Here is a 15,420-nt window from a genome sequence, read left to right on the forward strand (position 1 = left end):
CACGGCTGGTTCTCCCAAAATGAGATCAGTCAGCCGGCCGTATGATAGCGGTCATATCCCCTTGTTTCGCCGCCCTGATCTTGATTCAAACAGATAAAATCCTTATCTTTCCGCCGGTAACAACTACTATGTAAGCCTATGAGCTTTTCTATCAGCGATCTGGACATCAATTTTCAACTGGGAATGTTTGCCGCTATCATGGAACGTATGCCGGGCCTTGTAGCTATAAGGGAACTGGAAAACGGTAAGCTGATTTATATCAATGACGCCGGCATGAAAATGCTGGGAACAGATGATTATGCTGAACTTGAATTACTGATTGACCAGAATCAGCTGGGTAGAGGCAGTTTCAGTGCACAGGCAGCACAAGATAATCTTCTGACCAAAGAGCGCCAATGGCAAAACATCCGGGGAGAAACCTTTCAGGGGCTTTATGAAGAAATATTACTACGTAATAACAATAAAGAATATTGCTTTTTCCGCATCACGGATTCCCTTACAGACCGCAAATTCAAGCAGCAGCTTAACAGGGAGCTGGAGCGCTTTGGCGCCCTGTTCGATTATGCCAGCATAGGTATCCTGGTAACTAATCAACAGGGGGAAATTATACTGATCAACGACTTCGCCCTTGACCAGTTTGGATACAGGCGGGAAGAACTGTTAGGTCATAAAGTGGAAGTGCTTATTCCCAGGCGCGTTCATGACAGGCATGAAAAACACAGGAACCGCTACAACGCCCACCCCCAAAGCAGGCCTATGGGTATTGGCATGGACCTGTTTGCCGTTCGGAAAGACGGGTCAGAATTCCCGGTGGAAATCAGTCTTAGTCATTATGCCAACGAAGAAGGACACTTTGTAATCGCCTATCTCAATAATATTACAGAAAGAAAAAAGGCGGAAGAAAAGATAGAAAGACTGAACGATGAGCTGGAAGGCATGGTGGAAGAACGCACCCAGCAGCTCACAAAAGCGCTGGAGCAACTCAAAATATCAAAAGAAGAACTGACGGTAGCATTGAGTAAAGAAAAAGAACTGGGAGACCTGAAGTCACGTTTTGTATCTATGGCTTCCCATGAGTTCAGAACTCCCCTCAGCACCATCCTTTCTTCTGCATTCCTGGTAAAACATTATGCAGAAGAAAAAGACCAGCCAACCCGGAACAAACATATACAACGGATTGTTAACTCGGTGACTTTGCTGACCGATACCCTGAACGATTTCCTCTCCGTAGGTAAAATTGAGGAAGGGAAAGTACAGGTTCGTCTTGCTGATTTCGACATAGAAGACTATTTCAATAACATCATACAGGAGATGCAGGAATTGGCCAAAGAAAAGCAGGTAATTGAATACCGCCACAGTGGGGAGCCAACAGTATTGCTGGACCCTTCGTTGCTTAAGCATATTACCATGAACCTCGTGGGAAATGCTATCAAATTTTCAAAGTCCGATGGTGTGATAGAGATCTTTACGGTGAAAAGTAACCATGCTTTTTCGCTCACCGTAAAGGACAGCGGCATCGGTATGTCGCACGAAGATCAGCAACATCTCTTCGAAAGATTTTACCGGGGCACCAATGTAAGTAATATACAGGGAACAGGTCTTGGGTTACATATTGTAAATAAATACACCGAATTGATGAACGGCAGCATTTCCTGCGAAAGTGAACTCAATGCGGGTACTACCTTTACAATTAATTTTCAGTTAGATGCTAAAAACATCCCCTATCAGTCATGAAAACTATTTTATTAATTGAAGATAATGAGGAATTACGTGAAAATACAGTGGATATTCTTGCTATAGCGGGGTATAATGTAATCACGGCAGAAAATGGTAAGATCGGAGTGGAAATGATCCTCAGCCACAAGCCCGACCTGGTGATATGTGATATTATGATGCCCGTGCTGGATGGCTTTGGCGTGTTGCACCTGATGCAACAGCACGAAGAAATGAAAGATATCCCGTTTATCTTCCTGACCGCCAAAACTGAACGAGGCGATTTTCGCAAAGGAATGGGAATGGGAGCAGATGATTATATCACCAAACCATTCAGCGGAACTGAATTATGGGATGCCATAGAAAGACGGTTGAAAAAAGCAGCTATCAGAAAACAACATTTTGCGCCTGATCTGCAGGGACTGAACAAGCTGATGTACGAGGCCACCGGTAAAGAGTCGCTGAAAGCGCTGGCAGAAGGAAGGAATATTGATAAATTTAAAAAGAAGCAGGCTATTTACACGGAAGGCAATCACCCTACCCGCTTGTTCTATCTGCAACGTGGTAAAATAAAAACGATAAAAACCAATGATCTTGGTAAAGAGCTGGTCATAGATCTTTTCACCGCCGGCGACTTTATTGGCTACACCGCTTTACTGGAAGGCGGCCTTTACAAGGAAACAGCCATTGCAATGGAGGAAAGCGAAGTAGCCATGATTCCGCTCAACGACTTTGAAGAACTCATTCATAATAATCATGAAATAGCTGTTCAGCTTATCCGCATGCTGGCCAAAAATGTAGCCGCAAAAGAGCAGCAGCTGCTGGGGCTTGCCTACAATTCGCTTCGAAAAAAAGTGGCCGATGCGCTGATCAGTCTTCACAATAAATACAATCCTCAAAAAGAGCAACCTTTCATCATCAACGTGAGCCGCGAAAACCTGGCAACTATTGCAGGTACCGCTACAGAGTCGCTTATCCGCACACTGAGTGATTTCCGCGATGAAAAACTGATTGACATCAGGGATGGCGCCGTAGTGCTCCTGGATGAAAAGAAATTATCCAATATGCTTTGCTGAAATACCCGGAAACGCATCCGACAAATAGTCCTGAAAGTCAGCCCTTAAAAGCTGAAAGCTTTCCCGGATGGAAAAGATGTTTTCCCTCAGGTTCTTATACCGGTTCAGGAACTCCTGCTCCAGGCTACCTGTCTGCTGTTTCAGCAAAATGGTATACTCCCGGATCTCATGCCGGAGTAAACCTATCCGGCTATCCATTTTCAGAAACCTGCTTTGGAAAAACTCCAGGTGTGCCAATTGCACCTTGGGGAGATCTGTTGTCAGAATATCTGTCAATTTTGTTTTAAAGAAGATATTCTCATTTTCCAGTTGCTTTAATATTTCCTTCCAGGCTTCATTTTGATGCAGCATTTCACACAACTCATTTTTCATCGTCTGCTTTTTTATATATTCATGGTTATAGGACATCTGTTATTTTCCTGCCAACTTCCTATACCCGAATATACTCTCCTTTCTATCCTGTTTCAAATGACAGTTGTTAGTCCTTTCTCTGATCCTCATCATATTTTTCCCACCTGATTAAGATCAATACATGGGTTGCCGGAAATCATTTTTCCCCGAAACACAAGCGTGTACTTTTATTGCAAAACCGATGTATGAAAAAGATATTACTGGCTTTTGATGGCGCTCATTTCGCTAAAGGCGCCTTTGAATTCGCTTCCCGGCTCAATGAGATACAACCCATTCTTCTGACCGGCGCATTTTTACCCCGGGTAGATCTTTCTGCTTCCTGGAGTTATTCACCAGGAGGAGGCACTGCATTTATACCTACGCTGGAAGCATATACCGCAGAGCAGATAGCGCAAAACGTGAAAACATTTGAGCAGGAATGTATCAAACGGCACATTGAATACCGCGTTCACAAACACCCTTATGACGCCGCCATGTATGAGCTGAAGAAAGAAACCCGTTTCACAGACCTGCTGATACTGGACAGCGGCAAATTCTTTGAAGACATCAGCATGGAACTTCCCAATGAATATCTCAGGATGGCCGTACATGACGCAGAATGCCCTTCTTTGCTGATACCTGAAGAATCGGCTTTTCCTGAAAGTATTGTCCTTGCCTACGATGGCAGCGAAAATGCAGCTTTCGCCATTAAAAGCTTTTGTTACCTTTTCCCGGAGTTCTCCAATAAAAAAACTATCCTGGTATACGCAACATCAAAGAAAAAAGCAGCCATTCCGGACCTTTCATCTATAGAGGAACTGGTAACAAGGCATTTCACAGATCTCACCATCCATACGCTGGAGGCTACGCCGGCAAAATATTTTGACACCTGGCTTACAGCCGTCGATGCTCCCTTGTTGGTTTGCGGATCTTTTGCCCGGTCTGAACTATCGCAGTTGTTTAAAAAGAGTTTTGTGGCCGGAATACTGAATGAACATAAGATACCGGTTTTCACGGCACACCGTTGATCGCTTCATCATTCGTAACTGTTGTCTGATTACCTGGTTAGTTAAATATTACGAAATGAAAAACAGTTTAAAATTATTCACTGTCAAACATACCGGCATTTACCTGCATTGGTCTTTTGGGCTGTTTGTGGCGTTGATATTATTTATACAAAGTGCCACAGGAACAGCAAATAGCGAAATATTGTGGTCAGCAATGGCGATTATTGCCGTATTCACATGCGTAGTACTTCACGAACTTGGCCATTCACTGGCAGCAGGAAGGTATGGTATTCACACCAAAAGTATTACGCTGCTGCCAATAGGAGGTATTGCCGCTATGGAAAAAATGCCCGACAAACCGGTACCCGAAATTATTGTGAGTGCGGCCGGCCCCATGGTAAACCTGTTGATCGCATTGATATTGCTCCCTTTCATCTCCGGATATCCACCATTCTGGAAAGCAGCGGAAGTAATCGAATCTGTAGACCGGGGCAATTTTCTCTATTACCTGTATGTTGTTAATATCATGCTGGCTTTATTTAACCTGATCCCGGCCTTTCCTATGGATGGCGGACGAATACTGAAAGGAATATTGGAGCTGCGTATGGACACAACCCGCTCAACCGCCATAGCTGCCTTTACAGGCAGGGTAATAGCAGCCCTGTTTATCGTAGCCGGGCTGATTATTTTTGATATTATCCTGATGCTTATCGGTCTTTTTATTATAGCCAGCGGAGCGGGCGAGGAAAAACTGATTTACCTGAAAACAGCAGCAAAAGGTTTGCATTTAAAGGATCTGGCGGCAACTTCTTATAGCTCCTTTCCTGCAGGCATGACCATTGGCGAGGCTGCTGAAAAAATGCTGCTGCACCAGGACAAATATTTCCTTGTAATGGATCAGGCAACTGTTGCGGGTATCATTGAGCGGAGTACTATCCTTCGCGCGCTATCAGGAGGAAAGCACGGAGAAACCATCAGGCAACTCATGACAGCCAATGTGCCAAAGCTTGATGCGGAAAGTCCGGTGACAGAAGTGATTGACAAGCTTTCGGGAAATAGAGCAGCGGCATTACCGGTAGTGTCTGAGGGCCGGATAACCGGGACCGTTAATATGCAAAATATTATAGAATACCTGACAGTTCATGATACAAATCTGAAAGAACATAATCACAGTGGCGCCATGTATAAATTCCTGCAGACCGGCTAATTTTTTTTACAACTATGGCATTACCAATACAGCTGCACCTTTAATATTTCCGGCCCGCAGATTTTCCAGTGCCTCATTTGCCTGGTGCAGCGGGAAGAGCTGTGTAGATGTGGTGACAGGCACCAGTGGCGCTATCCCGAAAAAAAGCGTTGCATCTTCCCGTGTAAGGTTAGCTACGGATTTAATAACTCTTTCTTCCCAAAGCATACTATAAGGGAAACCCGGGATGCCGCTCATATGAATTCCTCCGCATACCACCGTTCCGCCCTTGTCCAGGTGAGATAATGCAATAGGCACCAGGCTGCCGTCCGGCGCAAAAATAATGGCAGCGTCCAGCTTTACAGGTGGCGCTTCCAGGGAACTGCCGGCCCATGTTGCACCCATTTCCAGGGCAAACTGCTGACCGGCGCCATCGCCCGGTTTTGTGAAAGCATATACCGACTTATACTGGAACGTTGCAATTTGAGTGAGAATGTGCGCGGCTGCGCCAAAACCATACATCCCAATATGCTGCGCATGTTCATTCATCATCCGCCAGGAACGGAACCCAATCAATCCGGCACATAACATAGGCGCACCGGCTGCGTTATCATAAACAGCAGGCAATGTAAGACAGAATGCTTCCCAGGCGACTGTATATTCCGCATAGCCGCCGTTCACGCTATATCCTGTAAAAAGTGCATTTTCACAAAGATTCTCCTGCCCCTGCATGCAATATTTACAATGGCCACATGTGTGGGCCAGCCAGGGTACCCCCACCTTATCGCCCTGCTTCAGCAGCGTAACGCCTTCTCCCAATTCAACCACCTCTCCAACTATTTCATGACCGGGAATAACCGGGAGCAGCACCGGCGGCAGGTCTCCGTCAAGTATATGCAGGTCTGTTCTGCAAACCCCGCAGGCGATTACTTTTATTAACACCTGACCGGCAGCCGGAACAGGAACAGGAAGCGTTTTAAGCTGAAGCGGTGTACCTGGTTGGGTGAACACCATTGCCTGCATATTTTGGATACTCATCGTAGCAATTTTAACTGTCAACCGGGGATTATCAGCTCGGTGATTTAAGTTTTACTACAGCAGGAAATAGATTAGCGCTATTGCTGCTGCAGTCATTATTATTAACGCTATAGTGCCTAAAAGGTTAGAAAACCACGAATTAGTATTGCTTTTCATAATCTTTTTATTATTGCCGATATGCAAAACAACCGCTATTAAAACGGGGGCCGTCAAACCATACGCAATAGCCGTATACAGCAGAGCCCTGAGTGGACTTACAGCCGAAAACTGGAGCAACAAACCTACCAGCAGCGAAATAATGATGGATATATAAAAAGGTTTTGCCTGTGCAAATTTCTTATCCAGTCCTTCCTCCCAGCCCAGTGTCTCTGCCAGCATATAAGACTGCGCGCCCGCCAGTACCGGAACTGCCAGCAAACCGGTTCCAAGTACCCCGGCCGCAAAAATGAGATAGGTCAGGTTGCCCGCAAGCGGCTGCAGTGCCCTGGCAGCCTGGTCTACCGTATCAATCTGCCGGATACCTGCCGGGAAAAGTACCGTACCGGTGGTAAGAATAATGAAGAACATCACAACATTGGAAAACAGCATGCCTGTATTGACATCTGCCTTCATACTATTTAATATCTTCTTATCCACCACAATTATATGGTTATGCAGCCTGTCTTCCGCCTCCATATTTGCTTGCCAGTAAAAGAGATAAGGAGAAATAGTGGTTCCCAGGATAGCTACAATGATAGAGAAGAATTCTTTGTCGTAGCGGATCACCGGAATAAAAGTATCCCTTGCGATCAGTTTCCAGTTCTGATCTGAAAGGAAAGGAACAATAATGTACAGCAACAGGGAAGTACAAAGCCACTTCAGGATCATCGCAATTTTCTGATAGGGATAATGTATGATAACCACCATCAGCAAAAGTGTAATCGCCACACAGAACACAGATACCGGAACAGCCGGCAGTATCATATGGCAAACTGCTCCCATAGCCTGGATGTTCGCCCCGATATTCAACGTAATAGCTGGAAAACTGAACAGCAGCATTCCATAAAGAATAGGCTTCGGATAATACTGTTTGAGAGTGGCCGTAAGTCCCTGCGAGGTTACAAGACCTATCCTGGCGCACATTCCCTGCATGGCTGCCATCAAAGGAAATGTGAACAATGCCGTCCATAATGTGGAAAGACCAAAACCGGCACCAGCCTGGGAATAGGTGGCAATTCCTGAGGGGTCGTCGTCACTTGCACCGGTAATAAGACCGGGACCTAATGTTTTAAATGCCTTTCTGATTCCTTCAATTTTCATCTTTTAATACCCGTGGTTAATGATTGCTTCCTGCGTACCTCTTCAAAAAGTATCAGCGCATCTTCCTTCTTACATAGCGCTGTACCGGGATTTAACGTGGCTGCTGTACCACAGGCAACTCCAAACTGCGCGGCCTCAAGGATATCCTTGCCGGCAAACAGGCTATAAACAATGCCGGCCAGCATGCTGTCTCCGGCGCCAACCGTGCTCACCCTGCGGACCACAGGCGCGGGTACCTTTATCGAAAGATCTGCTGTTACCAGCATCGCCCCTGCTTCTCCCATAGATACTATTATTACTTCACAGCGATGCTTGCTGATGATCTCCCTGGCCACATCCACAATTTCCATTGCATTAAGGGTGTTTGCGCCTGCAAAGCCTGCCAGCTCCCTGATATTGGGTTTAACCAGGTAGGCTCCTTCCCGCAGGGCTTCCTTTAATGCATCGCCCGAAGTATCTACAATAAAACGGGCCCCCTTGATGGCTGCTATAGCGCTGAAAGAGGCAAATATATCCGGCGGCACACCTGGACACAAGCTGCCACTGGCAACAAGATATTCTATCCCTTCCATCTGCCGGATCACTTCCAGCAAGTGCTGCCACTCATAAGTGTCAACCACCGGCCCAGGCATGCCTAAACGATATTGCGCATGGTTGCTGTTGTCTGTAAGGATCAGGTTTTCCCGGGTGTGCCCTGCAATGGGAACGGATATTCCCGGAACACCCTCTGCACGTAACAGTGACTCGAAAAATCTACCGCTGTGCCCTCCCCCGAGGTACACCGCCTTTGCGTCGCCGCCCAGCCGTATAATGGCCCTGGCTACGTTAACGCCACCGCCGCCTGGTTCAAAAAGAGGCACACTGCATTTCAGCTTTCTTTCGGGTACCAGTACAGGAACACTTGTACTCTTATCTATTGCGGGATTTAATGTAATGGTGACAATTGCGGACATACCAGTTAAATTTAAATGAAACAGCAATCTGCTTTTATGAGCAGCACTTCAAAGATACCCGCTGCCTTCTCCGGCTGCAATGACGGGAATTAGTAATCGCGCTGATCTTCATCAGGAGTACAGGAAATGACCCTGCCATCTTTGATATGACGGATATCACCGGATCTTCTGACGGGTATCATTGCCGTGCAGATATCTTTAAGGAACATTTGCGGTGAATAAAGTTGATGTCTATTGATGCGCTGCTGTACCGGCGCTGTCTGCTGATGAAAAACAAGAAAGATGCCGCTGTCTCACATAGAAAAAATTGGTAATTACTGGGCCTTATCAGGTGAAACTATTGCTAAAGTTTCTTCCACAGATCCTATCAGGGGGTTAACAAAGGAAGAAGCTGCAACAAGATTGGCCAAACACGGTTATAACAGCATCACCACATCTGAAAACACGCAACCATTACTAATATTACTCCGGCAGTTTACCAGTCCATTTATACTGCTGCTGGGAGTTTCTACCATTCTTTCCTTCTTTTTTAAAGAATGGCTGGATGGTTTTGCCATCCTGATGGTGATGATCCTGAATACCGCAATTGGTTTCTGGATGGAATACCAGGCACACCGTTCCATGGAAGCGCTAAAAAAAATGAGTGTTGTTCAGGCGAGAGTTATCCGGGACGGAGAGATGATGGAAATAAAATCTGAATTACTCGTACCCGGTGACCTGCTGTTTGCAGAAAGCGGGGAAATGGTGACTGCCGACGCGAGGATTATCAACGCCAATCAACTTCAGGTTGATGAATCAACGCTCACCGGCGAATCTTTTCCGGTAGATAAAGGCCACAACCTCCTGCCGGAAAAGATCCCACTATCTGGAAGAAGCAACATGCTGTACAAAGGTACTTTTATTACGAAAGGCAATTGCTTTGCTATTGTTGTGAATACCGGTATGAAAACAGAACTCGGCAAACTTGCCGGTATCGTTCAACAGGCAGAACAGGTAGCTACGCCGCTAGAGAAAAAAGTCCGGATCCTGAGTAAAAAGCTGATCTGGATAACCCTGGGATTGATTGTCGCCATATTTACCGGGAGCATCTTTTACGGCACGCCCGTTACAACCGTGTTAAAAATAGCAATAGCATTGTCCGTTGCAGCCATTCCTGAAGGACTGCCCGTTGTAACTACACTTGCTTTGTCCTTTGGCATGCTGCGGATGGCCAGGCATAATGTCATTGTAAAAAAGTTGTCTGCCGTAGAAACACTGGGAGGAACGAATGTTATCTGCACCGATAAAACGGGTACGCTTACACAAAATAAAATTGAAGTGTCCCTTATTCAGGCGGGAAGCCTTTCCGCCCGTGTCCGGATCAATGTCGCAGGTACCTCCATGCATTGGATGGAAAATAACAGCATCCCGGGAACAGCCGCTTACGCTCATTTATGCCGTATATCCGCATTATGCAATACGGCCAGCTATCAACTCAATGGTAATGAAGCAAGCGCCTCCGGCGATCCCCTGGAGATAGCTTTACTTAAAATGATACACGCATCCGGGATGAAACCAGTGCAGTATCAGCAACAATTCAGCAAAACAGATGAAATACCTTTCTCTTCCGAAACAAGGGTTATGGCAACCCTGCACAAAAGCAAAGAGCAGGATCCGTTTTATTATATAGCTGCAAAGGGAGCTGTGGAAGATATACTGAAATATTGCTCTTCTGTACTTGATGAAAACGGTAAAAGTCATTTGGGTGAAAAACAAAAAGAAGAATGGAAAGCTATTGCCACTAAACATGCGCAATCCGGATTCCGTATGCTGGCATTTGCCTACCGGGAAACATCAAAGCAGGAGCCATCTTTCATGCATAACTTGACGCTGGCCGGAATTATTGGCTTCAGCGATCCTCCAAGAGCCGGTGTAACAGAAGCAATCAAAGAATGTAAAAATGCAGGGATAAGGGTGATCATGATTACGGGAGATCATCCGGAAACCGCAAAAAATATTGCACTGCAATTAGGAATAGCCACTCCCGGAGAAGATGTAATGTTGGGCAGTTCCATGAAGCCCTATAACCAGTTAACGGCATCAGACAGGGCGCAATGGCTGAGAACCAGCGTATTTGCCAGGGTAAGCCCGGAACAAAAACAACACCTGGTCAGCGTTTTACAGGATGAGAAAATGATAGTAGCCATGACCGGTGATGGTGTAAATGATGCTCCGGCTCTGAAAAAAGCAGATATTGGTATTGCTATGGGCCTGAGAGGAACACAGGTGGCAAGGGAAGCAGCAGATATGGTACTGAAAGATGATGCCTTTACCGCCATTGTTTCCGCTATCAGGCAGGGAAGAATCATTTTCGAAAATATCCGGAAATTCGTAATCTTTCTATTATCGTGTAACTTAAGCGAACTGCTTGTAATTGCCATATGTGCGCTGTTTAACCTGCCGTTCCAGCTTTTCCCGCTGCAGATCCTGTTCATTAACTTCATAACAGATTCAATGCCGGCACTTGCGCTGGGAGTCAGCAACAGCGGTGGTTCAATTATGCAACGAAAGCCTTATCCCCCTGAAACCCTCATTATCGATAGAAAAAGATGGACTGCCATTTTTGTTTATTCATTTGTAATCACGGCTACTACTTTGGGAGCAGTAGCTACCAGTCATCTGATACTTCACTACAATGATAAATGGAATAACCTGGTATACAATAATATCCTCTTTTATACATTGATCTTCTCCCAGTTGTTCCAGGTGCTTAATATGACTTTTAAGAGAGACATCCCTTTCCATAAAACAGATGTGTTCCGTAACCCGGCTATATGGTACTCCATAGGAGGCTGCATTGGGCTGTCATTAGCCGCTTATTGGATTATGCCGGTAAAAAGAATTTTAGGTATAACTGCGATTAGCCAGGGAGACTGGTGCATTATATTATTATACTCCATACTAACGGTAGCTATTATAAGGATCATTAAGAAAATGAAAATAACCATCTGATAACGATACGCAACAAATAAAAAAATGCGCTCTCCATATTCCGGAGAGCGCATTTTTCCATTTCCATTTTCTAAAAAGAGGCGTTCATTATTTAAGAATGTGCAATAAAAACAGGCATCCTATGTTCACCCATAACTTCAGTGGCAAAGCTTTTCCTGAATAATTCTGAAAGATCCGACCGGGCAAAAGACCCACACACCAACATAGGATGATCAACATCTGCAAGCCAGGTATCAAAATATTTTCCGGGGTCGCCTTCCAGCTTTTGAATGGTGAGATCTGTAAAATGTCTTGCTACTAATTCTTCCATCAGTTGCATTTCAGGGATAGCCTTCTCTTTATCGGTGGCGTATACCAGAATAGCTTTTTTAGCTGACAGCTCCGGTAACAGGTAACAGAAAGATTTAATAGCAAACGTGGCATCCCTGCTGCCATCATAGGCCATAACAATTGTTTCCGGGAAATGGCAATTTTCCGGTATCAGCAGCACCGGGCATTCTGCGTTATGTAACGCCATTTTTAAATAATCGTTGGGAATGTCGGTACCCAGATTTTCGTAGAATTTCTCATTGCCCAGTATCAGCAGATCTGTAAAGCGTGTCTCCTTCTTCAGATCAGCTAAAGTGAAGTCGTATGGCGCCTTATGTACCCTGTATTCAATATGATGCCGGATACAGGCTTCTTCAAAGGTTTTTATATTTTCGTTTACCAGTTCATCACTATATTCTTCCAAAGTAGGTTCAAATACAGAACCGGTTACAAGGGCAGAATTCCAGGAAGGAGAGAAATCCATTTTAGGCAAAAATGTACCAGTCAGCAACAGTGGTTGCATATCATTCAACTGACAGGCAAAGTCAAAAGCACCTTTAGAAAAATGAGCGCCATCTAAGGCCAGCAATATTTTTTTCATGACTTTTTAATTAAAATATACTTAATGATGGTAACAGCGAACTCGTATCTGTATAGTACCCTGCTTTACGAAAGATGATCCGCTTTTTTGCCGGCCCATCTCTTCAAATACGGCAAACGGTTGATTGCCGCTTCCAATATATCTTCCGGCAACTTTTCCTTATTCATCATCCTGGTCATGTGTTCCTTCATCTCTTCAAGAGACAAATCAGGATGGGTGAACTCTCCTTGCTGATAGCAATATTTGCAATATTCCTGGCTTGGGGAACCGTCCTTTTCTGTTCCCAAAAGCACCACCTCGTTCAGGGGCATACTGCAACTCTGGCAAATTTTATCGTTTTCCATGATTTTCATTTTTTATTTGTCCGGATAAAGTTAGAAGCAATCTTAAAAACCAGGAATGATCATCGTCATTCTTCATCCTGATTTTCGTTCTCTGTCAGTCCTGCACTCCCACATCAATCACCTTTATTAAATCTGGTCATCTCTTGCTGCAACCTGGTCCCTGACCAGCGCCCGTCTACCATCATACGCCGGATAGTATATACTGTATTTTCACGCCGCCCGTTTAGCTGAAATGCCGCCCTGTACCCATTTTTCTTCAGGTAGCTGATGATGGTATCATTCCACTCACCGAAAGGGTAGGCAAAATACCATACTGGTTTACCGGTAATTTTCTCCAGTACTTTCCGGGGGTGGATCAATTGTTTCTCCCAATCCATTTTACCGGTAGTATATAAATGCGGATGATCCCAGGTATGGGCTGCAACGATATGTCCGTGGCCGGCAAGTTCCTTTATCTGTGCGGCTGTCATATAGCCTGGTTTTTCAATGGTAACTGTCATTACAAAAAAAACACCCCTGAACCCGTAACGACGCAGTAAAGAATCAGCTATAGAAAAATGTTCTTTATGTGAATCATCAAATGTGATTATGAACGATCCGGGAGATATTGTTTTCTTTTCAGTTAAATACATCAGTAGTTCATCTGGTAATATAGTATGATAGCCACTATCTGCAAGGGTCTTCAACTGGTTATTCAATTGTTCCCAACTGATATGCAGCAAATCATTCTTATGATTTCCTCCTGTATAGATCTGATGATAGCACAATACGGGTATATTCTGAGCTGATGCATTTTTGGCAGCAAGGGCCATCACAAAAAGTAAAATCAAGTACTTCATATGGCGGTTATAACATCAACAAAAAAGTCACTGATACTGGATATATACCGGCTTCGGAAATAATGCCAGTACTTCTGCCGGCTGCATCAGATGTCCGCCGGTTTCCACATCATTTTTATAAAATAATTTGAATCCTGTAAATTGTACAGGCTCTCCGGAAATCCAGGACCGGTAGGTGTCCAGTTTTTTTGCCACACCTCCAAAACCATCCATATTCATCACAAACTGTACTTCAGGTTTGATGCGAATGTTGCTGTAATTTGTAACCATTCCCTGCGTGAAGCGGTGTACTACCAGCATCTTGGGCGGCAGGTTGTATTGCTGCACCAGCGCCGCCAGCCAGGATATCGCATAATTAATATCTTCCGCATCGAAGGTGCCAATGGCGGTACAGGGTACCTGTCCGTTTTTCATGGAATATTCCGGATCAATACCCAGGTGTACATCCGGCCGTGCCAGGTACTTTTCCAGTAGCGGAAGTTCTTCCTGCAATGAACTCCATCCCGGCTGAATATCCAGGAAAACAATGGCATGCGCCTTTTCAGCCAAAAGAAGTACTTTATCTATTTCCGTCGCGGGCATATGTAACCGGTACTTCCTGTCTTTCCCCGGATTTCTCTGGGCTGTAACGGCGATATAATGCAAAGCGGGAATCACCGGCATACAGGTGTCTGCCTGCCTCCATTTATCTGCTTCTTCTGCCAGCTGCTTTAATAGTTCAGCCTCTGGCAACGCACCCAGTATACCCATGCGCGTGGAATACAGATTGCCATAAAAAGCAACAATACGATTATAGGGTAATAATGCTCCCGGCAATGGATAGCCCGCATTCACAGGCCATTTAACGGATGGCTTGTTATGTACCAGGTGCAGCAGGAGTTTATTATACCGGGCCGTATCTGTAACTTCAGCCTTATCGCTTTCAACCCTCATTTCATCGCTGGCAGGTGATACATCTACTTTATGCGAATGCCCTACCTTCTTCACATTATCCGCTTGCTTAAAAGACAACAGATCTATAGAAGCAAAAATATACAACATCAGCACCCCTGTCCATAAAAAAATGACGGTAATAAATACTCCATTTACAAATTTCAGTACCAGTTTCATATACAGAATTTTGAAAGAGTTGCTGCCAATGGCTAAGTGGGATTGGCTGTAGTACCAGAGGTATTGAAATCAATCGTCCTCCGGACGCTCCGGCAACTGGAAAGCGCGTCTCTTTGGCGGTTTTCCCGCATTATTCAATTCTTCCAACGTCCAGCTATCAGTGCTGGTAGTTTCCAGCCATAGTGTTCCTGCTTTGCGGAGTACCTGTGCGCTCAATCCAAAAATGTAGCTAAAATCATGTTCCACCGCAGCGGCTGTCCGGTAATAGCTGATGTCCATCCATCCGGAATCATTCCGTATCCTTATGCTTTCAAGTGGGGTATCCGGAGATATTTTTTCTTCTTCAGAAGAATACTCCCCTTTCCGGTGTGGCTTCCTGTAAAACTCCAGTTTCAGGTACGGATATACTGTCTCAAATTTCTCCTGTATATCCTTTACCATCGCATCTTCACGAATATATATCTGCATAAAAAGACGTTTTAATTAATACAAGTTTACCATTGTTGCTGTCACAGGCAAATGAGGATAATCATCCTGCTATATGACAGCGGTCACGTAACAGGA

At 44.9% G+C, this 15,420-nt stretch carries 14 protein-coding genes; 5 read left to right on the forward strand and 9 right to left on the reverse strand.

The features are described from left to right. Positions 1-138 precede the first annotated feature (138 nt). Together B5Z18_RS05240 and B5Z18_RS05245 are read left to right on the forward strand one after the other, a co-directional pair. Positions 139-1,734, forward strand: coding sequence for a sensor histidine kinase (locus tag B5Z18_RS05240; RefSeq protein WP_143313494.1), 1,596 nt, complete (start codon positions 139-141; stop codon positions 1,732-1,734). Then, on the forward strand, positions 1,731-2,789 hold the full coding sequence (locus B5Z18_RS05245) for a response regulator (protein WP_079468332.1): 1,059 nt from the start codon (positions 1,731-1,733) through the stop codon (positions 2,787-2,789). Before B5Z18_RS05240 ends, B5Z18_RS05245 begins: the two co-directional genes overlap by 4 nt. Here the strand turns inward: B5Z18_RS05245 and B5Z18_RS05250 are convergent. After that, positions 2,769-3,161, reverse strand: a complete 393-nt coding sequence (locus B5Z18_RS05250; protein WP_079468333.1) for a hypothetical protein — start codon at positions 3,159-3,161, stop codon at positions 2,769-2,771. The two genes, B5Z18_RS05245 and B5Z18_RS05250, sit on opposite strands and share 21 nt — an antisense overlap. A 224-nt stretch (positions 3,162-3,385) precedes the next feature. Between B5Z18_RS05250 and B5Z18_RS05255 the strand changes: the two genes are divergently transcribed. Further along, positions 3,386-4,207 carry a hypothetical protein gene (locus tag B5Z18_RS05255; RefSeq protein ID WP_079468334.1) on the forward strand — a complete coding sequence of 274 codons (822 nt, stop codon included), beginning with the start codon at positions 3,386-3,388 and terminating at the stop codon, positions 4,205-4,207. Positions 4,208-4,262: 55 nt separating this feature from the next. Continuing rightward, entirely contained in the window at positions 4,263-5,393 is a 1,131-nt protein-coding gene (locus tag B5Z18_RS05260) for a site-2 protease family protein (protein ID WP_159454202.1), read from the forward strand. 12 nt (positions 5,394-5,405) lie between these two features. Here B5Z18_RS05260 and B5Z18_RS05265 read toward each other — a convergent pair whose 3' ends face one another. Genes B5Z18_RS05265 through B5Z18_RS05275 form a run of 3 tightly spaced genes read right to left on the reverse strand, consistent with a single transcriptional unit; the run spans position 5,406 to position 8,662 of the window. Further along, complete coding sequence (locus B5Z18_RS05265) at positions 5,406-6,410, reverse strand: zinc-dependent alcohol dehydrogenase family protein (RefSeq protein WP_200817200.1); 1,005 nt, start codon at positions 6,408-6,410, stop codon at positions 5,406-5,408. A 54-nt stretch (positions 6,411-6,464) separates the two neighbouring features. Beyond that, positions 6,465-7,709: an NRAMP family divalent metal transporter gene (locus B5Z18_RS05270; RefSeq protein ID WP_079468336.1), complete on the reverse strand. Its 1,245-nt coding sequence runs from the start codon at positions 7,707-7,709 to the stop codon at positions 6,465-6,467. After that, positions 7,706-8,662: a 1-phosphofructokinase family hexose kinase gene (locus tag B5Z18_RS05275; protein ID WP_079468337.1), complete on the reverse strand. Its 957-nt coding sequence runs from the start codon at positions 8,660-8,662 to the stop codon at positions 7,706-7,708. The genes B5Z18_RS05270 and B5Z18_RS05275 overlap by 4 nt, the downstream gene beginning before the upstream one ends. A 282-nt stretch (positions 8,663-8,944) precedes the next feature. On the opposite strand from B5Z18_RS05275, the gene B5Z18_RS05280 reads away from it, so the two are divergent. Further along, positions 8,945-11,653, forward strand: coding sequence for a cation-translocating P-type ATPase (locus B5Z18_RS05280; protein ID WP_079468338.1), 2,709 nt, complete (start codon positions 8,945-8,947; stop codon positions 11,651-11,653). Positions 11,654-11,744: 91 nt separating this feature from the next. Here the strand turns inward: B5Z18_RS05280 and B5Z18_RS05285 are convergent, their stop codons facing one another. The 5 genes from B5Z18_RS05285 to B5Z18_RS05305 form a co-directional block, all read right to left on the reverse strand. Beyond that, on the reverse strand, positions 11,745-12,563 hold the full coding sequence (locus tag B5Z18_RS05285; RefSeq protein ID WP_079468339.1) for an adenine nucleotide alpha hydrolase family protein: 819 nt from the start codon (positions 12,561-12,563) through the stop codon (positions 11,745-11,747). 65 nt (positions 12,564-12,628) lie between these two features. Next, positions 12,629-12,907 (reverse strand): zinc ribbon domain-containing protein, encoded by a 279-nt coding sequence (locus tag B5Z18_RS05290; RefSeq protein ID WP_079468340.1) that lies wholly within the window; start codon positions 12,905-12,907, stop codon positions 12,629-12,631. A 113-nt stretch (positions 12,908-13,020) separates the two neighbouring features. Beyond that, entirely contained in the window at positions 13,021-13,746 is a 726-nt protein-coding gene (locus tag B5Z18_RS05295; RefSeq protein WP_079468341.1) for a polysaccharide deacetylase family protein, read from the reverse strand. 27 nt (positions 13,747-13,773) lie between these two features. Next, positions 13,774-14,856, reverse strand: coding sequence for a hypothetical protein (locus B5Z18_RS05300; protein WP_200817201.1), 1,083 nt, complete (start codon positions 14,854-14,856; stop codon positions 13,774-13,776). Between the two features lie 69 nt (positions 14,857-14,925). Further along, entirely contained in the window at positions 14,926-15,324 is a 399-nt protein-coding gene (locus B5Z18_RS05305) for a hypothetical protein (RefSeq protein ID WP_079468342.1), read from the reverse strand. Positions 15,325-15,420 lie beyond the last annotated feature (96 nt).

The sequence above is a fragment of the Chitinophaga ginsengisegetis genome (assembly GCF_900168065.1).
Classification (GTDB): domain Bacteria; phylum Bacteroidota; class Bacteroidia; order Chitinophagales; family Chitinophagaceae; genus Chitinophaga; species Chitinophaga ginsengisegetis.